Annotated in this window: 23 protein-coding genes and 1 pseudogene; 10 read left to right on the forward strand and 14 right to left on the reverse strand. The window is 36.2% G+C overall.

What is annotated here, in order from left to right:
• The first annotated feature begins 376 nt into the window (after nucleotides 1-376).
• Nucleotides 377-733 carry a YgzB family protein gene (locus tag AC0NJG_RS15570; protein ID WP_000025063.1) on the forward strand — a complete coding sequence of 119 codons (357 nt, stop codon included), beginning with the start codon at nucleotides 377-379 and terminating at the stop codon, nucleotides 731-733.
• A 201-nt stretch (nucleotides 734-934) separates the two neighbouring features.
• On the opposite strand, the gene perR is transcribed toward AC0NJG_RS15570, so the two are convergent.
• The 6 genes from perR to AC0NJG_RS15600 form a co-directional block, all read right to left on the reverse strand.
• Nucleotides 935-1,363, reverse strand: a complete 429-nt coding sequence (gene perR, locus AC0NJG_RS15575; RefSeq protein ID WP_000237831.1) for a peroxide-responsive transcriptional repressor PerR — start codon at nucleotides 1,361-1,363, stop codon at nucleotides 935-937.
• Nucleotides 1,364-1,660: 297 nt separating this feature from the next.
• On the reverse strand, nucleotides 1,661-2,116 hold the full coding sequence (gene bcp, locus AC0NJG_RS15580) for a thioredoxin-dependent thiol peroxidase (RefSeq protein ID WP_000633720.1): 456 nt from the start codon (nucleotides 2,114-2,116) through the stop codon (nucleotides 1,661-1,663).
• Nucleotides 2,117-2,160: 44 nt separating this feature from the next.
• A complete protein-coding gene (locus tag AC0NJG_RS15585) occupies nucleotides 2,161-2,565 on the reverse strand; it encodes a potassium channel family protein (RefSeq protein ID WP_000964350.1) in 405 nt (134 codons plus the stop codon).
• Nucleotides 2,566-2,637: 72 nt separating this feature from the next.
• Nucleotides 2,638-3,423 (reverse strand): ABC transporter permease, encoded by a 786-nt coding sequence (locus AC0NJG_RS15590; protein WP_000639353.1) that lies wholly within the window; start codon nucleotides 3,421-3,423, stop codon nucleotides 2,638-2,640.
• A 4-nt stretch (nucleotides 3,424-3,427) separates the two neighbouring features.
• A complete protein-coding gene (locus AC0NJG_RS15595; RefSeq protein ID WP_000521523.1) occupies nucleotides 3,428-4,219 on the reverse strand; it encodes an ABC transporter permease in 792 nt (263 codons plus the stop codon).
• Nucleotides 4,212-5,225 (reverse strand): ABC transporter ATP-binding protein, encoded by a 1,014-nt coding sequence (locus AC0NJG_RS15600; protein WP_087952064.1) that lies wholly within the window; start codon nucleotides 5,223-5,225, stop codon nucleotides 4,212-4,214. Before AC0NJG_RS15600 ends, AC0NJG_RS15595 begins: the two co-directional genes overlap by 8 nt.
• 121 nt (nucleotides 5,226-5,346) lie before the next feature.
• Between AC0NJG_RS15600 and hemL the strand changes: the two genes are divergently transcribed.
• From hemL to AC0NJG_RS15615, 3 genes are all read left to right on the forward strand, one after another.
• Complete coding sequence (hemL, locus tag AC0NJG_RS15605; protein ID WP_001974515.1) at nucleotides 5,347-6,651, forward strand: glutamate-1-semialdehyde-2,1-aminomutase; 1,305 nt, start codon at nucleotides 5,347-5,349, stop codon at nucleotides 6,649-6,651.
• Between the two features lie 198 nt (nucleotides 6,652-6,849).
• Nucleotides 6,850-11,286: a glutamate synthase-related protein gene (locus AC0NJG_RS15610; protein ID WP_474063208.1), complete on the forward strand. Its 4,437-nt coding sequence runs from the start codon at nucleotides 6,850-6,852 to the stop codon at nucleotides 11,284-11,286.
• A 260-nt stretch (nucleotides 11,287-11,546) separates the two neighbouring features.
• Entirely contained in the window at nucleotides 11,547-12,635 is a 1,089-nt protein-coding gene (locus AC0NJG_RS15615) for an aromatic acid exporter family protein (RefSeq protein WP_000765784.1), read from the forward strand.
• A 13-nt stretch (nucleotides 12,636-12,648) separates the two neighbouring features.
• Here AC0NJG_RS15615 and AC0NJG_RS15620 read toward each other — a convergent pair whose 3' ends face one another.
• The 4 genes from AC0NJG_RS15620 to AC0NJG_RS15635 all read right to left on the reverse strand — a co-directional run bounded on the left by AC0NJG_RS15620 (nucleotide 12,649) and on the right by AC0NJG_RS15635 (nucleotide 16,063).
• Nucleotides 12,649-14,409: an ABC transporter ATP-binding protein gene (locus tag AC0NJG_RS15620; protein WP_087952062.1), complete on the reverse strand. Its 1,761-nt coding sequence runs from the start codon at nucleotides 14,407-14,409 to the stop codon at nucleotides 12,649-12,651.
• Nucleotides 14,410-14,463: 54 nt separating this feature from the next.
• The gene (ntdP, locus tag AC0NJG_RS15625) at nucleotides 14,464-14,994 is read right to left on the reverse strand and encodes a nucleoside tri-diphosphate phosphatase (RefSeq protein ID WP_000506628.1); all 531 of its coding nucleotides are present in this window, start codon (nucleotides 14,992-14,994) and stop codon (nucleotides 14,464-14,466) included.
• A 337-nt stretch (nucleotides 14,995-15,331) separates the two neighbouring features.
• The gene (locus AC0NJG_RS15630; RefSeq protein ID WP_000997582.1) at nucleotides 15,332-15,592 is read right to left on the reverse strand and encodes a YgaB family protein; all 261 of its coding nucleotides are present in this window, start codon (nucleotides 15,590-15,592) and stop codon (nucleotides 15,332-15,334) included.
• Nucleotides 15,593-15,781: 189 nt separating this feature from the next.
• Nucleotides 15,782-16,063: a gamma-type small acid-soluble spore protein gene (locus tag AC0NJG_RS15635; RefSeq protein ID WP_000039045.1), complete on the reverse strand. Its 282-nt coding sequence runs from the start codon at nucleotides 16,061-16,063 to the stop codon at nucleotides 15,782-15,784.
• 124 nt (nucleotides 16,064-16,187) lie between these two features.
• Between AC0NJG_RS15635 and AC0NJG_RS15640 the strand changes: the two genes are divergently transcribed.
• Nucleotides 16,188-16,412: a hypothetical protein gene (locus AC0NJG_RS15640; RefSeq protein WP_001974931.1), complete on the forward strand. Its 225-nt coding sequence runs from the start codon at nucleotides 16,188-16,190 to the stop codon at nucleotides 16,410-16,412.
• Between the two features lie 35 nt (nucleotides 16,413-16,447).
• Here AC0NJG_RS15640 and mutY read toward each other — a convergent pair whose 3' ends face one another.
• Nucleotides 16,448-17,545 (reverse strand): A/G-specific adenine glycosylase, encoded by a 1,098-nt coding sequence (gene mutY / locus AC0NJG_RS15645; protein WP_087952061.1) that lies wholly within the window; start codon nucleotides 17,543-17,545, stop codon nucleotides 16,448-16,450.
• Between the two features lie 149 nt (nucleotides 17,546-17,694).
• Between mutY and AC0NJG_RS15650 the strand changes: the two genes are divergently transcribed.
• Nucleotides 17,695-18,675: a metal-dependent hydrolase gene (locus AC0NJG_RS15650; protein ID WP_000379127.1), complete on the forward strand. Its 981-nt coding sequence runs from the start codon at nucleotides 17,695-17,697 to the stop codon at nucleotides 18,673-18,675.
• 24 nt (nucleotides 18,676-18,699) lie between these two features.
• Here AC0NJG_RS15650 and AC0NJG_RS15655 read toward each other — a convergent pair whose 3' ends face one another.
• The gene (locus AC0NJG_RS15655; RefSeq protein ID WP_000998158.1) at nucleotides 18,700-18,966 is read right to left on the reverse strand and encodes a YfhJ family protein; all 267 of its coding nucleotides are present in this window, start codon (nucleotides 18,964-18,966) and stop codon (nucleotides 18,700-18,702) included.
• Between the two features lie 121 nt (nucleotides 18,967-19,087).
• Here AC0NJG_RS15655 and AC0NJG_RS15660 point away from each other — a divergent pair, with 121 nt between their 5' ends.
• Nucleotides 19,088-19,246: a small, acid-soluble spore protein K gene (locus AC0NJG_RS15660; protein ID WP_000517891.1), complete on the forward strand. Its 159-nt coding sequence runs from the start codon at nucleotides 19,088-19,090 to the stop codon at nucleotides 19,244-19,246.
• 37 nt (nucleotides 19,247-19,283) lie between these two features.
• Nucleotides 19,284-19,436 carry a YpzG family protein gene (locus AC0NJG_RS15665; protein ID WP_000122093.1) on the forward strand — a complete coding sequence of 51 codons (153 nt, stop codon included), beginning with the start codon at nucleotides 19,284-19,286 and terminating at the stop codon, nucleotides 19,434-19,436.
• Nucleotides 19,437-19,500: 64 nt separating this feature from the next.
• Here AC0NJG_RS15665 and AC0NJG_RS15670 read toward each other — a convergent pair whose 3' ends face one another.
• Together AC0NJG_RS15670 and recX are read right to left on the reverse strand one after the other, a co-directional pair.
• Nucleotides 19,501-19,818: a YfhH family protein gene (locus AC0NJG_RS15670; protein ID WP_048527867.1), complete on the reverse strand. Its 318-nt coding sequence runs from the start codon at nucleotides 19,816-19,818 to the stop codon at nucleotides 19,501-19,503.
• Nucleotides 19,819-19,829: 11 nt separating this feature from the next.
• Nucleotides 19,830-20,642, reverse strand: coding sequence for a recombination regulator RecX (gene recX / locus AC0NJG_RS15675; RefSeq protein WP_087952059.1), 813 nt, complete (start codon nucleotides 20,640-20,642; stop codon nucleotides 19,830-19,832).
• A gap of 273 nt (nucleotides 20,643-20,915) precedes the next feature.
• Between recX and AC0NJG_RS15680 the strand changes: the two are divergent.
• Nucleotides 20,916-21,972, forward strand: a pseudogene (locus AC0NJG_RS15680) (RNA-guided endonuclease TnpB family protein).
• 198 nt (nucleotides 21,973-22,170) lie between these two features.
• The gene (locus AC0NJG_RS15685) at nucleotides 22,171-23,076 is read left to right on the forward strand and encodes a TIGR01777 family oxidoreductase (RefSeq protein ID WP_071722311.1); all 906 of its coding nucleotides are present in this window, start codon (nucleotides 22,171-22,173) and stop codon (nucleotides 23,074-23,076) included.
• The last annotated feature ends 2 nt before the right edge of the window (nucleotides 23,077-23,078 follow it).

Consider the following 23,078-nt stretch of genomic DNA (forward strand, 5'->3'; position numbering starts at 1 on the left):
TAAAAATTGACGTTTCACGTTGTTTGTTTCGTTCAGTTTTCAAAGAACTACTTAGTCGCTCATTTGCGACTTCCTTATGTTAACATCTTCGTTTTTCGATGTCAACTAAGTTTTTTAATTTATTTTTTGTCGTTTTCTGCGTTTCCGCATCAGCGACGGTTATTAATATATCATGCAGTACATACATGGTCAATACTTTTCACAAAAAAATTTCACATCCCGTTAAAACTTTAAAAACACGTTTCAAAAATCCATATAGTTTCTCTTCATTCTTTACCCTAATCCACATTTCATATCTTATCACTTTATCACGCTTCTTAACGAATGAAAATTCTAAATTTTATGTTATTATTGTTATTATAGGAGAGTGGTGAGAATGAGCATTAAGTATTCAAACAAAATTAATAAAATCCGGACCTTTGCATTAAGTTTAGTATTTATCGGCCTCTTCATTGCATACTTAGGAGTCTTTTTCCGTGAAAACATTATTATTATGACAACATTTATGATGGTTGGCTTCTTAGCCGTAATCGCTAGTACTGTCGTTTACTTTTGGATTGGTATGTTATCTACTAAAACTGTACAAATTATTTGTCCAAGCTGCGATAAACCTACAAAAATGCTCGGTCGTGTCGACGCATGTATGCATTGCAACCAACCTTTAACAATGGATCGAAATCTAGAAGGAAAAGAATTTGATGAAAAATATAATAAGAAGAGCTATAAGTCATAAGTATATACGGAGACAATACATCCTTACAAAACTAAACATGAAAAGGTGATTTCTTAACCAAGAAATCACCTTTTGTATTTATCTTTAATTAAATTAGGTTGTGTACTGAACATTTTAAACCCTTCTGAACCTAATGTAATTACCCTATATAATAAAGAAAGAGGCTGACGTAAAGCCGTCAGCCTCTTTCTTTATTATATATTACGCCTTATGACACTCTGGACAAACGCCATAAATTTCTAAGCGATGACTATTAATAACGAAGCCTGTCGTTTTCGCAGCTTCCTCTTCAAGCTGTTCCAAGCCTCCATAAGGAAAATCAACAATCTTACCACATTTTTCGCAAATCACATGATAATGTTGACTTGTAACATAATCAAATCTACTTGAAGCGTCTCCATAAGTTAATTCCTTTACAAGTCCAACCTCTTTAAATACACGTAGGTTATTATAAACAGTTGCAACACTCATATTTGGAAACTTACCTTCTAATGCTTTATAAATGTCATCCGCTGTTGGGTGCGTCATAGATTCCACAAGGTACTCTAAAATAGCATGACGCTGTGGAGTAATGCGTACACCCGTATTTTTCAGCATTTCTAGCGCTTCTTTTAATTCTTCTTTGACCACCGTCATGCACCCCGATTCTATACGGATTATTATTTTATAATTCTTATAAAGAGTTTACTCCTTTTCTTATAAATCGTCAATATTTCTACTATAAGTATGTGTTTTATTTTTGTATATAGCCTTATTCTTATGTATCTTTACCCATTTTTTATACATTTACATAGAAAAAAGTGCGACATAATCGCACTTGGAATACTATCATCTGAGGAGGTATGCCCTACACTTCACTTTATGTAAGACAATAAAATATGTATAGACACTCGCCTTACTTCTATATATTTTATCTCCACAATGGATTTACTTTATATAAGAAAGAACATCTTCAATATGTCCCTTCACTTTCACTTTACGCCACTCTTTTACAAGCTCACCGTCTTTATTAATAAGGAATGTAGAACGCTCAATTCCCATGTACTCTTTCCCAAAGTTCTTTTTCAACTTCCAAACATCATACAATTCCGCTACCTTATGATCTTCATCCACTAAAAGTACAAATGGAAGTTCATGCTTCTCAATGAACTTCAGATGTCTGTTCGCTGAATCAGGGCTTACGCCAAGAATAACTGTATCCTTCTCTTGAAATAATCCATATGCATCTCGAAAATCACATGCTTCAGTTGTACACCCTGGAGTCATATCTTTCGGATAAAAATATAGAACTACATTTTTACCACGAAAATCAGCTAAGCGAACTTGTTCCCCGTTACTTCCCTCTAATGTAAATTCTGGAGCCATTTCTCCTACTGTGATCATTGTTATCACTCCTACTCTTTTTTTTTACTATAACAAATGCTTCCTTATTTTTCATTGTCTATTACGGACCTCATTACAAAAGCAAACGGTAATGTATATCCAATTAGCGCTTCTCCAATCGCAATCCATCGCCCAATTCCAATCGGAGATATGTCACCATATCCAACAGACAATAAAGTAACTGCGCTAAAATATAAACAAATTTCAACCAGTTGAAAAGAGTGAGCATTTAAACTTTCTCCATCCTCTTTCAAAACTGCAAAACCCATTTCCTCTAATACAACGTAACTTAATCCAAATGCAATCAATACTGTTGTATAAATCAAAAATAATGTAGCTAAATTATACAGCGAAAAAAAACGCGTTGAATCCGAATAGGAACTCCATAATAATTGGACACTCCTCAAAATAGCAATTGCTGCAATTAATAGAATAAATCCCCATAACATGTCCTCCACCTCATTTTATATGTATGAGACAGCCATTAGATTTATCCCTTAGAAACAAACAAGCTTTTATAATTAATTCCCTGCACCACGGTACCTTTTTACCCCTTGATTCCAAAGAGTAATTGCAATCGTAAAACAGATAACACCAACGAACGGTGTTGCAAACGCATAGCTATTCCACTCTGTTTTTCTTAAAAAGTATGCTGCTGGATACACTCCGACAAACGCAAATGGTAATACAAACGTTAAAATGAAACGAATCACACGGTTATAAATATTAACTGGATAGCGACCATAGTTACCTATGTTATACATTAGCGGCATAATTGAACTTTTCGCATCCGACCAAAAACCAAGACTCGCAAGCGTAACAAATATACCTCCGTATACAAGGGCGCCCCCTCCTACCATCAACAAGAACAAGAAGATATCGTACCAGTAAAAAGATAATTGCAACTCCACAGCTGCATACCCCATTACAATCATTCCTGTAATGGCCCCAATTAAAGACTCAAGTTCCATTCTTTCTAATATAATTTGAAACAAGCTATGAATTGGTCTCGTTAATATACGATCCATTTCTCCTTTAATGATGTAACGATCATTAAAGTCCCATATATTAAAGAAAGCTGAGAAAATGGCAAACGGCACTAAAAAGAAACCATAAATAAAGATGACTTCTTCTCTACTCCAGCCTTTTAATGCTTGTGTATGTCCAAACACAACAAGAATAAAAATTAAATTAACAGCCTGTAGTGATAAGTCAGAAAGTAATCCAACGATAAAATCGCCCCGATACTCCAATTTTGTTTTTATATATTGGCTTGCATATTGCAAAAATAGTTTTATATATATCATCTCATCATCCCCCTTGTACAATTAGACGTTTTCTCGCCGTTCTCCACATGAGTACAATTGGAATAATAAGTACAATTGCCCAAATTACTTGGAATAATAATGCCTCATACAATTTACTTCCTTGTATACCTTCTGAAAAAATCATACTCGGAATATAACTAATGGCCTGAAATGGTAAAAACACCATTGCCTTTTGGGCCCATAACGGATAAAAACTAATCGGTAATAATAGACCAGAAAATAAATCAATAACAACACGTTTTGCATACATAATTCCGCTATTATTAAATAAGAAGAATGTGAGCATTCCCGTCATTAAATTAATTTGTGTATTAATAATAAAACTAAATATTAAAGATAAGAAGAAATATAACCACGTTTGAAAGTTCGTTGTAATTTGCAATGAAAATAATAAGGTAACGATGACCATACCCGGAATTGAAAAGAAGGCAAAGCGAAATATTCCTTCACCAAGACCTTGCATCACTTTCATCCCTAAATAGTTATATGGACGTATCAGTTCTACCGCTACACGTCCTTCTTGAATCTCCATCGCAATTTCCCTGTCTATATTATTAAAATAAAAGGCACGTGCCATCCACGCAATTGCGATATACGTAGTCATTTGCGAAATAGATAAACTTTCAATATTCTCTTTTCCGCTATAAATTGCTTGCCATAAAAAATAATATGCGCCGATATTAATTGTATAAATTAAAATCCCGCTATAGTAGTTTGTACGATACGCAAGCATCATTAAAAAGCGAATTCGAATCATTTCAATGTACTTACCCATGTTTCATACCTTCTTCATAAATGTTACGAATAATTTCCTCTGTAGACACTTCGTTAATTTTTAAATCTTTAATTTGAAAGGCCTGTACCACTTTAGAAATAAGCATTGAAATAATAACTTCTTCATTCGGTATTTTGGCAATCCACGCGTTTTCCTCTTTCGCTTTCGACCAAACGACATGACTATCTGGCATAACCATTGATAAAGCCTGATAGGAAACTGGTGCAATAAACTGAAAATGTATTTCCTTCTCTGCTCCCCACTGGGTACGAAGATTATTTAAAGAACCGTCATACATAATATTTCCTTCATCGAGCATGATAACGCGCTCACATAATGCTTCAATATCAGTAATATCATGGGTTGTTAATAAAATTGTTGTTTTATAACGTTCATTCATTTCTTTTAAAAATTCACGTATTTTCAATTTCACAAGTACATCTAGTCCAATTGTTGGTTCATCTAAAAATAATAACGGTGGATTATGAATTAATGCTGCCGCTAATTCACAACGCATTCTTTGACCTAAAGATAGCTTTCGAACTGGCTTATCTAATAAAGGACCAATATCTAACGTTTCGATCACGTGCTCCATATGTTCTTTATACTGAGCGTCTGATACACCGTACACTTTTTTTAATAAACGAAACGATTCTTGTACCGCAATATCCCACCAAAGCTGTGAGCGTTGACCGAAAACAACACCAATCGTTCTTACAAATTCTTCCCTCTGCTTATGCGGGTTCATCCCATTTACTAAAATGTCTCCTGATGTCGGAGTCAAAATCCCCGTAAGCATTTTAATTGTCGTTGATTTACCAGCACCATTCTCACCGATATATCCAACCATTTCACCTTGTTTCACAGTAAAAGATACATCATTTACTGCTGGTACTATTTTATAATTACGATTTAATAAATCGCGAAATGCACCCTTTAAACCTGGACGACTTGAATAGGCTGTAAATTCTTTACGTAACCCTTGTACCTCAATTACCGATTTCATAATCGGACCCCCTTCCTAAATGTCACAACGAATAGTTTACCCAACTGCCTTCCCTATCACAAACAATACGTCTTTTCGAAAAACATGTTAGAATAATACATAGATTTTTGTAAGGAGATGAATGGTAGTGAAATTCACAAAATCAGAAGCATTACATAAAGAAGCTTTAGAACATATCGTTGGCGGTGTTAATAGTCCTTCTCGTTCTTTTAAAGCAGTTGGAGGCGGCGCTCCTGTTGCTATGGAACGTGGAAAAGGTGCTTATTTCTGGGATGTAGACGGAAATAAATATATCGATTATTTAGCAGCATACGGTCCTATTATTACTGGACATGCTCACCCGCACATTACAAAAGCAATTACAACAGCTGCTGAAAATGGTGTACTTTACGGAACTCCAACAGCGCTAGAAGTAAAATTTGCAAAAATGTTAAAAGAAGCAATGCCTGCATTAGATAAAGTCCGCTTCGTAAACTCTGGTACTGAAGCTGTAATGACAACAATTCGTGTCGCTCGCGCTTACACAGGCCGCACAAAAATTATGAAATTCGCTGGTTGTTACCACGGTCATTCTGATTTAGTACTTGTAGCGGCTGGATCTGGTCCTTCTACACTAGGAACTCCTGACTCAGCCGGTGTACCACAAAGTATCGCTCAAGAAGTTATTACCGTTCCATTTAATAATGTAGAAACTTTAAAAGAAGCATTAGATAAATGGGGACATGAAGTAGCAGCTATCCTTGTAGAACCGATTGTTGGAAACTTCGGTATTGTAGAGCCAAAACCTGGATTCCTTGAGAAAGTGAATGAACTTGTTCACGAAGCTGGTGCACTAGTAATTTATGATGAAGTTATTACTGCTTTCCGCTTCATGTACGGTGGTGCTCAAGACTTACTTGGCGTAACACCAGACTTAACGGCGCTTGGTAAAGTTATTGGCGGCGGACTTCCAATCGGTGCTTACGGTGGTAAGAAAGAAATTATGGAACAAGTCGCTCCGCTTGGACCTGCATATCAAGCTGGTACAATGGCAGGAAATCCTGCTTCTATGGCATCTGGTATTGCTTGTCTAGAAGTTCTTCAACAAGAAGGGCTTTATGAAAAATTAGATGAACTTGGTGCAATGCTTGAAAAAGGAATTTTAGAGCAGGCTGAAAAACATAATATCGATATTACATTAAACCGCCTAAAAGGTGCTTTAACTGTATACTTCACAACGAATACAATTGAAGATTACGATGCAGCACAAGATACAGACGGAGAAATGTTCGGTAAATTCTTCAAGCTTATGCTTCAAGAAGGAGTTAACTTAGCACCTTCTAAATATGAGGCATGGTTCTTAACGACAGAACATACAAAAGAAGATATTGAATATACAATTGAAGCTGTAGGTAGAGCATTTGCTGCTTTAGCAAACAATAAATAATCCCGTCATTAAAAGGAAAAAAGAAAGCACACCTTTCTTTTTTCCTTTTTTCTATTTCATAAATTCCTTATCAATAGTATAATTATTCATAATTATCTGTTTAATTTTCTTTTATATCCTTACTATCTTTGTATACAAGGCTGCTCACGCCTTAAATAGTAAGATTATTCAAACTTTCATAAGAGGGGGGATTGACGGATGCTCAATAAAACAAATACATGGACACCGTCTTTATTTCGAGATTACAAAAATGCAGAACATGATGCGTGTGGAATCGTTTCCGTTATGGAGAAACAAAAAATTCCTACAAAAGAAAATATTGACCTTTGCATACAATCGCTCGTCAAAATGAATCATAGAGCTGGTTTCATTAATGGCGAAGGTGATGGAATCGGCATTCACATTGATATACCAAAAGCACTTTGGAATGAAAAATTAAAAAGTAGCGGATATAATCCAACGATCGTGGATCATCCCCACTTTATCGTTGGACATTTTTTTCTAAATAAAAACGAAAATATAGTTAATTTAAAAAATCATATTCGTACACAATTAAACAACGAAAACTTTGCAATTCTTTTCGAAAGTGATGATGTAATAAACTCCGATGCACTCGGTCCACTTGGTAAACAAGAAGAACCTTTATTTTGGCAAGTTGCTCTTATCGCAGAAAATGAAGTTGCAAATATTGAGCAAACATTATTTACAGTAACGATAAAAATAGAAGAAAATGAAGCGATTCATGTTGCTTCCTTAAGTCGTGATCACGTTGTATATAAAGTTCTAGGTGCTGGGGATACACTTGTTGCCTATTACAATGATTTACAACACCCACTTATTGCTTCAACTATGACACTAGGACACAATCGCTATTCTACTAATACATTATCTAACTTCTTTCGTGTACAACCATTTAGTATCCTCGGACATAATGGTGAAATTAACACAATTGCAAAATTACGCGATCAAGCTGAAATGATTCACGTTCCACTTACTGCTGGGGGCAGTGACTCCCAAGATTTAAACCGCACCTTAGAAACTCTACTTGTTCAATACAACTACAGTTTATTTGAAGCAATGGATATACTATTCCCGCCAATTATTAATGAAATTAAACTTTATGAACCACATTTACAAGATTTATATACGTATATACGTGAAGCATGGGGCCATTTTGCACAAGGTCCAGCTGGCATTATTTCACGTTATAAAGATGAAGCTGTTTTCAGCGTGGATTCTCTTGGGCTACGACCAGTATGGAAAGTAGAGACAGAAAGCTCTTATATTTTCTCTTCTGAACCTGGAGTTGTATCACCAACTGAATATGTAGCAGAACCAAAACCACTCGCTCCAGGGGAAAAAGTCGGACTAAAGTGGAATGAACAAGATGAGCTTGTTCTTTATGAATATGACAAATACCAAGCTCAAGTATATGACCGTTTTAAAAAACGAGTGGATACTAAAGATTATCATTTAAACTTATCTACCCCTGAAACGAAAGAAATCCAAGGATTATGTGATTCTATGCAAGTTGAAACGAAACAATACGTTGCTTTCGGATGGGATCGTGAACATATTCAGCTTCTTGAACAGATGGCAACAAAAGGCGTTGAGCCAATTCGCTCACTCGGGCATGACTCACCACTCGCTGCACTCGATACTGATAGACGAAATATCGCTGATTTCATTAAGGAAAGTGTAGCTGTTGTTACAAATCCAGCAATTGATCGCGATCGAGAGGTCGAACACTTCTCCACACGAACGATACTTGGAGAGCGACCAAGTTTATTAAGCGGTGCTAAACAACCATTTGTAGTTGAGATGCTTTCCCCGATTATTTTAGAAGGAAGTGTAGCACAATCTATTGCAGAAGAATTACACACAGTTACGTACGAGCAACTTATACAACTATTCAATACTCATAGCTCTATCGCTACAATCTCTGCTACATTCAGTCAGGCAGAAACTTTACAATGCGCCTTAAGTCGAATTAGTTCCGAAGCGATAACAGCTGTGAACGATGGGGCTTCCCTACTATTAATAGACGATGCCAACGCTCATCTAAATGAACGGTTATGGATTGATCCCCATTTAGTTACTGCGAAAGTACATCAAGTATTAAGCGAAAATAAATTACGCCGAAACTGTTCGCTCGTTATACGTTCGGGTGCCCTTCGCTCCTTACATGATATCGTCACACTGTATGGATTAGGAGCAGATAGTATTAATCCATATTTATTATTTGCAACCGTAAATGATGGGACAAAAACACCAATTACGAATTTATACAATGCTCTTAATAAAGGACTGGAAAAAGTCATTTCAACAATTGGAATTCATGAATTGCGTGGTTACGGTCGCCTCTATTCTTCTATCGGGTTACATGAAGAAATCACAAATATATTGCAAATCACGAATTTCTTAGGTTCAAATGATTTAGCTTTTTCTCTTGAATCACTTGCTGAAGATGCACAAATGCGAGCGAACGATTATAACAATCCTAAAGTTAGAATGCGAAAATCTTTTCATATATTCCCGCGAATTTGGAAAGCAATTGGCGATGTTGCAAAAGGAAACTCTTATGATGATTACCGTGAAAAATTAAGTGAATTAGAAGAAAATAACCCAATCGCAATTAGACATCTTGTTCAAACGAAAGAAACAAAACATGTCATTCCGGCTGAAGAAGTGTCCATCAGTATTCAAAATCATGATTTACCATTTATTATTAGTTCCATGTCATTCGGTTCTCAAAATGAAATTGCCTTTCGTGCATATGCAGAAGCAGCCGACCAGCTAAATATGATTAGTTTGAACGGTGAAGGCGGCGAAATTAAAGATATGATTGGAAAATATCCACATACACGTGGACAACAAATTGCGTCCGGACGATTTGGCGTAAACGCCGAACTACTCAATTCATCAAACTTAATTGAAATAAAAATTGGGCAAGGCGCAAAGCCTGGTGAAGGTGGACATTTGCCAGGTTCAAAAGTAACAGCCAAAATCGCTGAAGCACGTAATGCGACAATTGGATCAGATTTAATTTCACCTTCTAACAACCATGATATTTATTCCATTGAAGATTTAGCTCAAATGATTACAGAAATTAAAACGGCTAATCAACTTGCGAAAGTAGCTGTAAAAGTCCCTGTCGTCCCTAACATTGGAACAATTGCTGTTGGTATCGCAAAAGCTGGTGCTAATTTTATTAACATTAGCGGATTTGATGGTGGTACAGGGGCTGCACGTATCCACGCATTGCAACATGTAGGGCTTCCTGTAGAAATTGGTGTGAAAGCCGCTCACAATGCTTTATTAGAAGCAAATATGAGACATAAAGTAGAAATTTGGGCTGATGGTGGTATTCGAAGTGTGAATGACGCCTTGAAAATTATGCTCCTTGGAGCAAACCGCATTGGATTTGGTACATTATCCATGATTGCAATTGGCTGTACAACTTGCCGCGGATGTCATCTAGATACTTGCCACGTTGGAATCGCAACACAGATTGAATCTGAAGCTCAAGCGAAAGAACACGGATTACGCCGCTTCGTCCCGCGTGAATTAGAAAGCGCCGTGGCTGGATTATTACATTTATTCACTACTTTTGGCGAAGAACTAAAACGATTAACAGGAAATCTCGGCTATACAAATTTACAAGAAATTGTCGGGCGTTCCGATTTATTAGAACAAGTTCGAGGCAAAAATTTATTAAACTTATGTAATTTACTACAAACGATAGAACATCCATCTGGTACAAAAACAGAACACGTACTAGAAAAACAATTTGAAACAATTCATTCTCCTCATTCAAAAGAATTAGTAGGCGTTGGCGTAGAGCAACGCGTTATGGGTGGTCTAGAATCTTGTTATCGCGTTCGTAGTAAATTATATGAAGACACGAAGCTTGAACCACTTACATTAAAGTATACGAATGGCTCGATTCCTGGAAATGGATTAGGTGCTTACAATAGTGAGAACTTATTTATACACGTAAACGGCGGCGCACAAGATGGTATTGGTAAAACCTCCTTTGGTGGTGGTATTTATATAACGAAAGCAAAAGGAAAAGACGGTCTATATTATAACGGTTCTGTCGGAAAAGGTTTTGGATACGGTGCACAAAAAGGGGCGCTATACGTTCAAGGTAACGCTGATGCTCGCGCTGGCATTCGCCTCTCTGGAGCAGACATGATAATTGGCGGACGCATGACAAAGCCACTCCGTGAAAAAGAGCAAGGGAATATAGGAGCATACTCTAATATTAAAGGTTTCGCTTTTGAATATATGACAAATGGGCGCGCTCTTGTTTTAGGGGATCCTGGTCCATGGATTTGCGCTGGTATGACTGGCGGGGTTGTTTATTTACGCCATGATTCAAGCTTAGGTTTAACAGAACAGGCATTAAAAAGAAGAATCGCAAAAGGAGCAAATGTTACATTACAACCAATTAGTAAAAATGGTGTGCAAGATGTGACCGAGTTATTACTAGATTATATCCGTGTATTAAATGAACATGAGCAATACGAGGAAGTTGCTTTATTGACACCGTTATTCGATGATATGCAGCAACAGTTTTTTGAAATCATCCCGAAAAAAGAGCAGGCTGATCCATCTATCTCAACAGAGTGATATGCCTAATTTTCATCTTCAAGAAAAAAATTGACGAAGTACACTTCTCATAGTAATCTATAGTAACAATTTGAAACCTGCTGAAATTCAGCAGGTTTTTTTACTAAAAATTGATGTTTAAAAAGAATTAGGAAAAAGTATAAAATGAATCTTAATTTCTTATTAACGTCACTAAAATATCACTTGCTAACATATTGTAATGAATGTATAGTATCATGTTGTACATTCATTATGACAAGAGAAAGGATCTTATTAAGGGTATGAAACTTGGTGCTCGCATTTTAAAAACGGGTATTGCCATCACATTAGCTTTATTTGCTTGTATTTTACTTAACTTACCGAGTCCAGTATTTGCGGGAATCTCAGCTATCTTCGCTGTTCAACCGTCTGTATACCGTTCGTATTTAACTGCACTTGAACAAATTCAAGCAAACGTCATTGGTGCGGTATTCGCTATCGCATTTGCTACCGCTTTTGGACATAATCCTTTTATTATTGGATTAACATGTATATTAGTAATTGCTCTTACATTGCAATTACGATTAGAAAACACAATATCAATTGCTTTAGTAACAGTTATCGCTATTATGGAGTATCAAGGTGAAGATTTCTTTAGTTTTGCCTTACTTCGATTTGCGACGATTATGGTTGGAATTATTGCGGCTTCACTTGTAAATTTAGTGTTTATGCCGCCAAAATACGAAACAAAGTTATATCATCGCATCGTTGATAATACAGAAGAAATTGTAAAATGGATTCGAATGAATAGCAGGCAAGCTTCTGATTTTACAACATTAAAAACTGATATTGATCGTATGAAAGAAAAAATGATCAAACTAAACCATTACTATTTGCTGTATAAAGAAGAAAGAAGCTATACGAAAAAAGTAAAGTTCGCAAAAATTCGTAAGCTTGTTTTATTCAGACAAATGTTAGCGACGACAAGTCGTGCTTTAAGTACGTTAAAATCATTACATCGTACTGAAAACGAACTGCGCTATATGCCAGAAGAATTCCAGGAATCTATTCAGAACGAACTTGATTCATTAACACATTATCATGAACAAGTTTTATTAAAATTTATTGGTAAAGCAAAAAAACAACAGTCCGTTGAAATGCTTGATGAAGTTGAAACAGGTAAACAGGAATTAATTGATATCTTTATGGAATATCAAAACAAGGATGATGAAGAGGCATATAAAACATGGCTACATCTCTTCCCTCTTATTTCTGCTATTATTAACTATAGTGAAGAAGTAGAGCATTTAGATTTACTTGTGGATAGCTTCTACACATACCATAAACCAGAAGCAGAACTCAAAATCGACGATAAAAAAGAAGACGAATAAAAAACAGCTCCTTTTACGCTAAAGGAGCTGTTTCTGTTATATGTTGAAGTTGATATAAATTGTGGTAATATCCTCTTTTTTTCATTAATTCTTCATGAGATCCTGTTTCTTTAATTTCACCATCTTCAATGTAAATAATCGTATCCACATGCGTAATCGTCGCCAATCGATGTGCAATTATGATCGTCGTTCGATCAGCAGCTAACGTCTGAAGCGCCTCTTGAATATATCTTTCATTTTCTAAATCCAAAGCGGAAGTCGCTTCATCTAATATAAGTAACGATGGATTCTTTAAAAACACGCGTGCAATCGCTACACGTTGCCTTTGCCCACCAGATAACTTCACACCGCGTTCCCCGACGACAGTATCATAACCATCAGGTAACTCAATAATAAAATCATGAATTTGCGCAGCTTTGGCAGCTGCAATTACTTCTTCCTCTGTAGCTTTCGGATTCCCATATAAAATATTTGCCCCGATTGTATCGCTAAATAACAAATTATCTTGCAGTACAATTCCAATATGACTACGTAAATTTCTCATATCATACTTTCTAACATCTATCCCATCTACATAAACTGCGCCTGAAGAGACATCATAGAAACGCGGGATTAAACTAGCAAGAGATGACTTCCCTCCCCCACTCGCTCCTACAAGTGCTACCTTCTCTCCTGGCAATATAGTTAACGAAAGGTTATGTAATACCTCTTTTTCATCCGAGTTGTAACGAAAAGATACATTATCAAATATCACTTCACCATTTAATTTTTTCGTTTGTACCGCACCTGGTACATTCACAATATCGTATTTTTCGTCTAACAGTTCAAACACCCGATCCATCGATGCGAAAGACTGTGTTAATGTCGTAGAGGAATTAACAAGGCGGCGAAGTGGACTATACAAACTATCCATATATCCAACAAAGGCAACCATAGTTCCTAATGTTAACTGCCCCTGAATCACTTCATACGCTGCAAAACCGATCACGAGTAACGGCCCTAAATCTGTTAACGTATTTACTGCCGAAAATGTTCTCGCCGTCCAACTCGTATGCGTTAACGCTTTCGTCAAAAATTCATTATTTCTTTTTTCAAATTGCTTCCCTTCATACTCTTCTAATGCAAAGCTACGTGTCACTTGCATCCCTTGAATACGTTCATGTAAATACCCTTGCATCGTTGCTAACGCTTGTGAACGCTCTTTCGTCAATTTTCGAAGACGCCCGAAAAAATATTTCACTGCCACTACATAAATAGGTAAAATTAATAGCGCAACAAATGTCAATTTTATATTCATAGAAAACATAACAATAATAGCGATAGCAATTGTTGCTGTATCTAACCAAACATTCATCAAACCAGTAATTACAAAATCCTTCGTTTGTTCTACATCATGAATGACACGTGAAATAATCTCCCCTGTTTTTGTATTCGAATAATAACGTAAACTCAACTTTTGTAAATGACCAAAAATATGTTTTCGCAAATCATATAGTATTGTATTTGCGATACGCTGCGCAAAATATTGACGATAATATTCAATCGGCGGTCTTAACACTGCAAAAATAAAAAAAGCAATCCCAATCGCTGTTACTAGTTGGGACGTCTTATCTTGAAGTGACCCTCCGCCCTGAATGACATCATCAATAATATACTTTAATAACCACGGCATAATGAGCGGGATGCCGAATTTAACTAGACCAATCATAATCGTAATAGCAATAAGCCATCGATATGGTTTAACAAATTGCAAATATCTTTTTATACCTTGCACATAATCCCCCCTCTAATAGGACAAACCTGCGGGGAAATCCCCTGCAGGTTTGTTTTAATTTCTGTACATTAAATATCTCTCATACCACATATCTACAAAGTCTGGTGCGAATGGCCCTTTTCTTTGATGAATCCATTGTGTTAATTGTGCTACATTTCGTTTTAAAATCGTATCAATCACAGGTGGATATTGCATAATTTGACTATGTTTTTCATATTCATCTTCATCTAAAAGCGTATATGTCATATCTGGATACACTTTAATATCTAAATCATAATCAATATACTTTAACGCTTCAGAATCATATGCAAAAGGTGAGCTTAAATTACAATAATAATATACGCCCTCTTCCCTTAACATTCCAATCACATTAAACCAGTAGTTTGCATGAAAATAACAAATTGCTGGTTCACGAGTAATCCATGTTCGGCCATCTGATTCTGTCACTACTGTACGATCATTTGCTCCGATCACAAGACTTTGTGTCCCTTTTAAAATCGTTGTCTCTTCCCACATTCTATGAATGGAGCCATTATGTTTATAACTATGTATTTGTACTTTTTCTCCTTCTTTGGGAAATCCCATATATGCTCCCTTCCTTCAACTGCAAATGCCCTTTAAACTGCATTCACTTTTTTTCTATTATAACTTTTTTGTCGAAATTTTAAAACTAAAGCGATAAGACTCTATGTTTCACACTGAATACCATATCCATAGTCTTTCATAGGGGACAGGGCCAAACGAGGAAAGGAGAAGAAAGTGAAACTTTAATCAGTGGGGGCTTTCTTCATCCCCCACCTAACGCCTTTGCTTTCGCTGAATTTTGAGGCGGGGGTCTTACTGCCCATTAAAGTGGGATAAAAAAAGGCCTTCCTCATTTCCATGTACAGAAGGACCTTTCACCTGAAGGCAACAATATATCTTATCCTAAATTTGAAATCATTTTTTCAGTTTCAAAAGATTGAATCACACTATTTGTTTGCTCTTCAAATTTCTCATGTAATAACTTAAGTGCTAATTCTGTTCTATATATTTCTTGGCGAATAAAATGTAATTCCTTTTTATCGCACGTATCCTTTTCGCTCATTTCAATTTGCTGATACTTCTCTAGGTGAGCTTGTAACTTCAACAACTCATCCATCGTTTCCAATTGCTCTCCTACCAACTTATCAAAATCGTTCATTACTTACCCCCTCTTGGATTTATTTATCAGTTATTATTTCCTCATTACATATTTCTAATCTTTAACTTCCTTCTCCTTTGACTACATTTGTTGACTTATTAGAAGTTATGTCGTTCGTTTTATTTTCATTACCATGACCAAGGCACAAAGAAAACACTTCTCCCGAATTAGAGAAGTGTTTTTCTTTCATTACTGATTTGAACTAGAAGATTGTGATTGTTTTGCAGCTGATTGTGCATTTTGTTTTTTCACAGCATGCACGTCTGTTTCAGTTGCAAATTCAGTACCATAACTAGCGTTTGCACTTTGTGCACCAGAAGCTTGTGCTTTCTTTGCTTCTGATTGTGCGTTTGCTTGTTTTACTGCTTGCACATCTGTTTCAGTTGAAAACTCTGTACCATAACTAGCATTTGTACTTTGAATGCTAGCACCAGAAGTTGCTTTGTTATAACCTTGTTGTTTTTTACTCATCTTTCTCACCTCCACAATCAATAATGTAACCAATTCAACTAAAAGCTATCCGTAATTTTCTTTTAAAAAATTACGCATATATCTCTTATCACTCATTCAAACTATAGAAAATGGAGGTGGAAATATGTATATAGGACGCGATATGACTGAATTAACGATGGTTTCAAAAAGTGAATGGAAAGAAGACGAATTAGCTTATTTTCATCATTCATTACAACAAATTCTGCCGTATTTAAACGCAGAAGGTCAAAGTATTTACAAAGAAATTGTAATAGAAATTGAATCAAGAGGTGGCTTACAAGAAGGTGACGCTAGTTGGACTCATGGAACAAGAATTTCTTACGATTAAAAAAAGTGTTCCCAATCTGGGAACACTTTTTTTATTTATTGTATTGTAATTTTCTCAACGCAACTCTCATAAATCGTACGATGCGATTTTGAAAAAGGTAACTGCTCAAATGCTTCTTTCGATACAAATTTCAATGTATCTGTTTCAACAATATCACCAGTTACTTTTCCGTAAAATACGAATATATCCCAAGTGCGATGTGTAAACGTGTGTTGTACATTCATTGCATATTCTTCAATAGAAATCGAAAGCTCAAATTTTTCTTTCATATAATCTGTAAGCTGTTCCTTCTGATTACGAATTCCTTCGCCAAGTTCAATATTCGGAAACTCCCACATATTAGCTAATAAACCGGTACTTGAACGTTTATTAATGACGTAACGACCATCTTCCGTTTGAAGTACTCCTGCAACAATCGGTACCATCGTAGGAGCTTTCGCTTTACTTTTTACTGGTAGTTCCTTTTGAACACCTTCTGCATATCCCCTGCAATGCTCACGTACAGGACAAAGTAAGCACGCTGGATTTTTAGGAATACAAATCAGTGCTCCTAATTCCATCAAACCTTGATTAAAATAAGATGGATTTTCAGCCGAAATAATTTCACGCACAATCTCTTCAAACACTTTTCTCGTTTTTGGTTTTGCAATGTCATCCCATACTGATAAAATGCGAGACAATACACGCATTACATTTCCGTCAACTGCCGGCTCTGGTATACCATAGGCGATACTTAAAATAGCACCTTTTGTATAGGGGCCGACTCCTTTTAATTTTTCAATTTTCTTTACATCACTTGGTACTATCCCGCCATATACTTCTTTTACTTCTTTTACGGCCGCATGTAAATTTCTTGCTCTAGAATAATACCCTAAACCTTCCCATGCTTTTAACACTTCTTCATCATCAGCATTTGCCAAAGCTTCTAGAGTAGGAAACTTCCCCATAAAATTCGCGTAATATGGTTTTACAGCCTCCACTCTAGTTTGCTGCAACATAATTTCCGAAACCCAAACACGGTATGGATCTTTATTTTTACGCCACGGTAAGTCGCGTTGCTCTTTTTCAAACCAACCAATTAAATCATTTTGAAACTGCTCTATGTTAAAATTATTTAATATTTCAAGTGTCAAACTTGATCCCCCTCATTTTTTTGCATATAAGTACTATTATAAAGATTTTAGGAAAAAATTTAAGTAAGATGACATAGGAAATAGAAGGCAAAGGACTTGAGGTATCGAATAAAAAGAGTTACATTAATAAAAAACGGAGGTGGATTTCTATGGACACAGCCACTCACCTTGTTATGGGCGTTACTCTAGGCAGCTTGGCCACGTTAGATCCAGCCATAGCACAAAGTGATATTGGGCCACAAGCAGTTATGCTCGCTACAATTGCTGGTTCCAATATTCCTGATATCGATACAGTTTTAAAATTACGTAATAACGCTAAATATATAAGAAATCATCGCGGGATTACTCATTCCATTCCTGCAGTGATTCTTTGGTCATTCCTTATAAGTGGCATCTCTTTCGCCTTCTTTTCAGACGCTCCATATTTGCATCTACTACTTTGGTCATTTATTGCCGTCTTTCTTCATGTCTTTGTAGATATTTTCAATGCCTACGGTACACAGGCATTACGACCCTTCACAAAAAAATGGGTAGCGCTAGGTATCATTAATACATTCGATACCGTCATTTTCTTCATCCATATACTCGCAATTGCTTGTATGCTCGTAGGTTCTCATAAAGGGTATACTGCCTTAGCAGCGTATATATTGATGATCGTTTACTATATCGGACGGATTATGATGCATAGAAATATAAGAAGCGTTGTACAAAAACGTTTCAAACATGTTGAGAAGATAATTATTTCTCCTTCTTATCGATTTTATCATTATCATTTAGCAATCGTTACAACCAATTATTACTACGTTGCTAGATGGCATCGCGGTAACATCATGGTATATGATAAATTCGACCGGGTACCGTTCCCAGATAATGCTATTATGCGCGCTGCTAAACAAGATGAAAACATCTCAGCATTTTTATCTTTCTCCCCTGTATATCGCTGGGACATTTTCGATTATGATCATTATTATGAAGTTCGATTCATTGATTTGCGATATCGTAGTAAAGACTATTATCCATTCGTTGCAATCGTTCAACTCGATCATAATTTAAATATTATTAGTTCCTATACAGGATGGATCTTTAGTGAAGAAAAACTTCGAAAAAAACTGGAGTTACTTCCACATTAAAAAAAGCGACTTAAGTCGCTTTTTTTAATGTTTCAAATGATCTTCTTGATTGATTAAATGGCTATATTTCGGATTATTTGTACGCATTTCATGAAGGCGTACTCCATGATTATTAATCCATGATCGCACCACTTGTTCAGTCATTTCTTCTCCTTGATAACGACCTGATTTCGCATAAGTTGTTTGAAAATCTTCCCACAGTAATTCAACCCACGCACGAGCTTGTGCGTAAGAAAGTTTGTCATTTTTGTCTAATAGTTCTTTCGTTAATGCTTCATAAATATCATTCATGTTCTAATCTCCTTTACCTAATTATCCCTTCATTTCTAAAGGATAGTTTCTTCTATTTTGCACATTCTATAATTGATACTTCTTCAAGAGGTATCAACTGATGATGAGGAGGGCGTTCGCAATGGGTAAACAAGCCGAATTTTGGTCTGAGTCAAAAAACAACAGCAAAATCGACGGTCAACCGAAAGCGAAATCACGCTTCGCTTCGAAACGACCTAACGGCACAATTAACACGCACCCACAAGAACGTATGCGTGCTGCAAATCAGCAGGAAGAGTAGTACAAAGTAATTTAACTTCCTACACGAGGTGATAAAGATGAGCTACCGTGATCGCTTAGATAGTCGTTCTGAATTATTTAACCATACGTGGACTCGTCCGAAACATGCAAAAGCGCAAGTTAACGGACAGACGCAACAAACCCAGTCTCTCATTATATTGGCGAATGAATGTAAAAAACGCCAATTTTAGAATCTCCTATCTCCTGTAACGCCTACCAAAGATGAAAACCAGAGAGATATTCGCTCTCTGGTTTTTATTTTTCTTGTAATAAAGAAATCGGGATTCCGATCTCTTCATTATCATTTTGCTTATGTCCCCAAGCAAATACCCCATTGAAATACGTAATTTCAAATAATATACCAGGTTCTTCTACTAATTCATACGTTTCACCAATATGGAATTTGTTTATGTCAGTCATATAAGCGCGAGCCATTGCTATCTTTCGCATTAATACATCGAACTCATTTACAATTCCAAGTTGCTCAGCTTTTATTGCTTGCTCTTTCAAAAGGCCAATTTCTTCCCTTAGCTCATGTGGTGTCATTTCACTATAGCGCTTTGGCATATTCATCTTATTTCCCCTCATCCCTCTTCGCGTTTCATCTGCAAAAATATCTCTATCTCATCAATAGAGAATCCCTTGCGATATAACGCTTGTTTCATCTTATTTTCGAATGTCCATCCATCATACTTCTTATATTTCTCATAATATTTATTCCCATGATAGTGTAACGCTTCTTGTTGCTGTTCGTCATCTTTCTCGTCTTTCAATTCTTCCAAACAAATTTGAATCACATCTCTAGAATATCCTTTACGAACGAGCATTTCGTCTAACTTTAGCTTCATTTGTAAAAAGGAGTGCTTTTGATAAGATTTTTTCTTCTTTTCTATAAGAATTAAAGCATTCTCAATTTGCTTTTCCTTCGGATATTCTTGTAAACTATGCGTAATAATTAGATCCTGAACACCTTTATTTAACAGCTCTCTTTTAATAACCGTTGGACCTTTTCGATTCACATTACTTTGCGTTCTCGTATATAAAATAGCATACTCTTTATCATTAATATATCGGTCATGTAATAATTTCGAAACGACTTCAGAGATGATGGCTTGCCCCACTTCTTTTTTTCGTAAAAAATCTTCTATTTCTAGTTTCGTTCTCATTTGATAGGATAAATAGGAGATTGCTTGTAAATATGCTTTTTGTACCTCTTCATTGTACAAAATATTTCCTAACGCTATTTCATCAATTTCTAAGCCCTTTTGTAATCCATGTTTTATTAAGATTACCTCATTCACACTAAATCCGTATTCTTCACCTTGACCTTTATCGATATAAATATTAAACCGTTCTTTCGATCGTTTTTGCACTTCTATTTTTGTAATGACAGCCATACTCTCACCTCTCTATTATTTTAACGTATTATCCGAAAGAAGTCTCCTTCCTAGGGCGTGTGAAAGACGATAGTCTAGCGGTAGGTGGGGGATGAATTTCGGTTTGGCGTAGCCAAACATTTGGTTTTCTGATTTTTTTTGCCTCTGATATAATCATTCTTATAAGAGGTAAAGTTTGGTATAACAATGAAAGTAGATAATAATGTAATGTTCAGGTTGTGTGATCACCGTCATAGCTTATGGGAAATGAAGCGAAAACTGAGGTGAATGGAAATGCTAAAGCAGAATAAGGCGTACAAATTTCGTCTGTATCCTACAGAAGAACAAGCTCATCTCATACGTAAAACGTTCGGATGTGTACGCTTTGTGTATAATAAAATGCTGGCTGAGCGGAAAGAAATATACGAAACATATAAAGAGAACAAGGAAGAGCTGAAGAAACAAAAATCCCCTACTCCTGCGAAATACAAAGTGGAGTATGAATGGCTTAAAGAGGTCGATTCCTTAGCATTGGCTAACGCGCAATTAAACTTGCAAACTGCGTATAAGAACTTTTTTAGTGGTCAAAGTGATTTTCCTACATTCAAAAGTAGAAAGAGTAGAAAATCTTATACAACGAATCGCGTAAACGGAAATATTATGTTATTTCATGGTTATATCAAATTACCGAAATTGAAAATGGTGAAACTGAAGCAACATAGGGAGATACCGCCAAATCATATCATCAAATCTTGTACGATTTCGATGACACCTACCGGTAAATACTATGTGTCTATCTTGACTGAATATGAAAAAGAGATTGTACAAAAAGAAGTACAAAGTGTAGTTGGATTAGACTTTGCAATGGCTGAATTATATGTGAGTAGCGAAGGCACAACGAGTATTAGCCAGACGTGTGAAAGATTCGGTACGCTGGAATAAACAACGCATTCGTGTAGCGAAGCTGCATGAAAAGGTTGCAAATCAACGTAAGAATTTCCTTCATCACAAGTCTAAAGAATTGGCTACTCATTTTGACGTTGTAGCAATCGAAGATTTACATATGAAAGGAATGTCACGAGCACTTCGCTTTGGTAAGAGTGTAGCTGATAACGGCTGGGGGATGTTCACGATATTTTTAGCATATAAGCTACAAGAACAAGGAAAACAGCTTGTGAAAATAGATAAATGGTTTCCTTCTACAAAGATGTGTAGTCGTTGTGGAAACAAAAAAGAAATGTCACTATCTGAACGTACGTATGCGTGTTCGTGTGGACTAACAATCAGTCGTGACTATAACGCAGCTATCAATATCAAAAAGGAAGCGATGCGGTTATTCGCATTGATATAAACCGTAAAAAATAACCTTTGGAACAAGGGAGTTAGCTCGGCTGTCTTAAGACAAATTCGCTAGCTATCAAAAGTAGCGATGAACCGAGAAGCCCCCACTCGGGGTAAGCTCGTAGGAGATACTAAGTGGTGGGTAGTTCACCATAGTCAAGGAACGTTTTTGCTTTTCAAGAATATATATAATGAGGAGGAAATAATTGTGAAAATCGCAATTTCTGGTGGTACCGGCTTTATCGGTAAATACCTTTCTACTTTTTTTATTCAAAAAGGATATACTGTTTACATTCTCTCACGAAAAAAAACTGCTGAAACTTCCGATCCTAACCTTCAGTATGTACAATGGACACCAGATTTACAAACCTTCCCCCTCTCTTCTATTGATGTAGTTATTAATCTAGCTGGAGAGTCTATTAATAGTAGATGGACAAAGAAACAAAAGAAAGTCATTTTAAACAGTAGAATTCAAACAACAAAAGGACTCATTAAACAATTGCAGGCACTCCCTACAAAACCACACACATTTATTAACGCAAGTGCAATTGGATACTATGGAACGTCTGAAACCGAGTCTTTTACAGAACAGCATGTGACTCCTGGAAATGACTTTTTAGCAAATACAGTATATTCATGGGAACAAGAAGCATCTAAAGCACGTGCTCTCGGAATACGGACAATCTACGCAAGATTCGGAGTCGTATTAGGGCCAGACGGAGGAGCTCTTCCAAAGATGCTACTTCCCTATCAATTTTATATCGGAGGTACAGTCGGGTCTGGAAACCAATGGTTATCATGGATTCATATAGATGATGTCGTTCGCATGATTGATTTCATCATACACAAAGAAGAAATTGATGGACCTCTTAACATTACAGCTCCTGATCCTATAAGAATGAAGGAATTTGGAGAAATCATTGCAACTATAATAAAAAAACCTCATTGGTTACCTGTCCCTTCATTTATGCTTCATGCTTTATTAGGCGAGATGAGCATACTTGTACTAGAAGGGCAACATGTATTACCTAGTAAAGCAATTGAGCATGGGTATCAATACACATTTCCGTCAATAGACCATGCATTACAAAATATACTTTCGCATACAATGTAGTA

It is taken from the genome of Bacillus sp. SSR7 (assembly GCF_055902415.1).

Bases quoted from the DNA above. Each gene is read 5' to 3' on its own strand.
- bcp (WP_000633720.1), bottom strand. From the start codon at position 2,116: ATGATCACAGTAGGAGAAATGGCTCCAGAATTTACATTAGAGGGAAGT.
- AC0NJG_RS15650 (WP_000379127.1), top strand. From the start codon at position 17,695: ATGGACACAGCCACTCACCTTGTTATGGGCGTTACTCTAGGCAGCTTG.
- AC0NJG_RS15640 (WP_001974931.1), top strand. From the start codon at position 16,188: ATGTATATAGGACGCGATATGACTGAATTAACGATGGTTTCAAAAAGT.
- hemL (WP_001974515.1), top strand. From the start codon at position 5,347: ATGGTAGTGAAATTCACAAAATCAGAAGCATTACATAAAGAAGCTTTA.
- AC0NJG_RS15610 (WP_474063208.1), top strand. From the start codon at position 6,850: ATGCTCAATAAAACAAATACATGGACACCGTCTTTATTTCGAGATTAC.
- ntdP (WP_000506628.1), bottom strand. From the start codon at position 14,994: ATGGGATTTCCCAAAGAAGGAGAAAAAGTACAAATACATAGTTATAAA.
- AC0NJG_RS15660 (WP_000517891.1), top strand. From the start codon at position 19,088: ATGGGTAAACAAGCCGAATTTTGGTCTGAGTCAAAAAACAACAGCAAA.
- AC0NJG_RS15595 (WP_000521523.1), bottom strand. From the start codon at position 4,219: ATGGGTAAGTACATTGAAATGATTCGAATTCGCTTTTTAATGATGCTT.
- AC0NJG_RS15600 (WP_087952064.1), bottom strand. From the start codon at position 5,225: ATGAAATCGGTAATTGAGGTACAAGGGTTACGTAAAGAATTTACAGCC.
- AC0NJG_RS15655 (WP_000998158.1), bottom strand. From the start codon at position 18,966: ATGAATGATATTTATGAAGCATTAACGAAAGAACTATTAGACAAAAAT.
- AC0NJG_RS15665 (WP_000122093.1), top strand. From the start codon at position 19,284: ATGAGCTACCGTGATCGCTTAGATAGTCGTTCTGAATTATTTAACCAT.
- AC0NJG_RS15635 (WP_000039045.1), bottom strand. From the start codon at position 16,063: ATGAGTAAAAAACAACAAGGTTATAACAAAGCAACTTCTGGTGCTAGC.
- AC0NJG_RS15670 (WP_048527867.1), bottom strand. From the start codon at position 19,818: ATGAATATGCCAAAGCGCTATAGTGAAATGACACCACATGAGCTAAGG.
- AC0NJG_RS15590 (WP_000639353.1), bottom strand. From the start codon at position 3,423: ATGATATATATAAAACTATTTTTGCAATATGCAAGCCAATATATAAAA.
- AC0NJG_RS15615 (WP_000765784.1), top strand. From the start codon at position 11,547: ATGAAACTTGGTGCTCGCATTTTAAAAACGGGTATTGCCATCACATTA.
- AC0NJG_RS15585 (WP_000964350.1), bottom strand. From the start codon at position 2,565: ATGTTATGGGGATTTATTCTATTAATTGCAGCAATTGCTATTTTGAGG.
- AC0NJG_RS15630 (WP_000997582.1), bottom strand. From the start codon at position 15,592: ATGAACGATTTTGATAAGTTGGTAGGAGAGCAATTGGAAACGATGGAT.
- AC0NJG_RS15570 (WP_000025063.1), top strand. From the start codon at position 377: ATGAGCATTAAGTATTCAAACAAAATTAATAAAATCCGGACCTTTGCA.
- recX (WP_087952059.1), bottom strand. From the start codon at position 20,642: ATGGCTGTCATTACAAAAATAGAAGTGCAAAAACGATCGAAAGAACGG.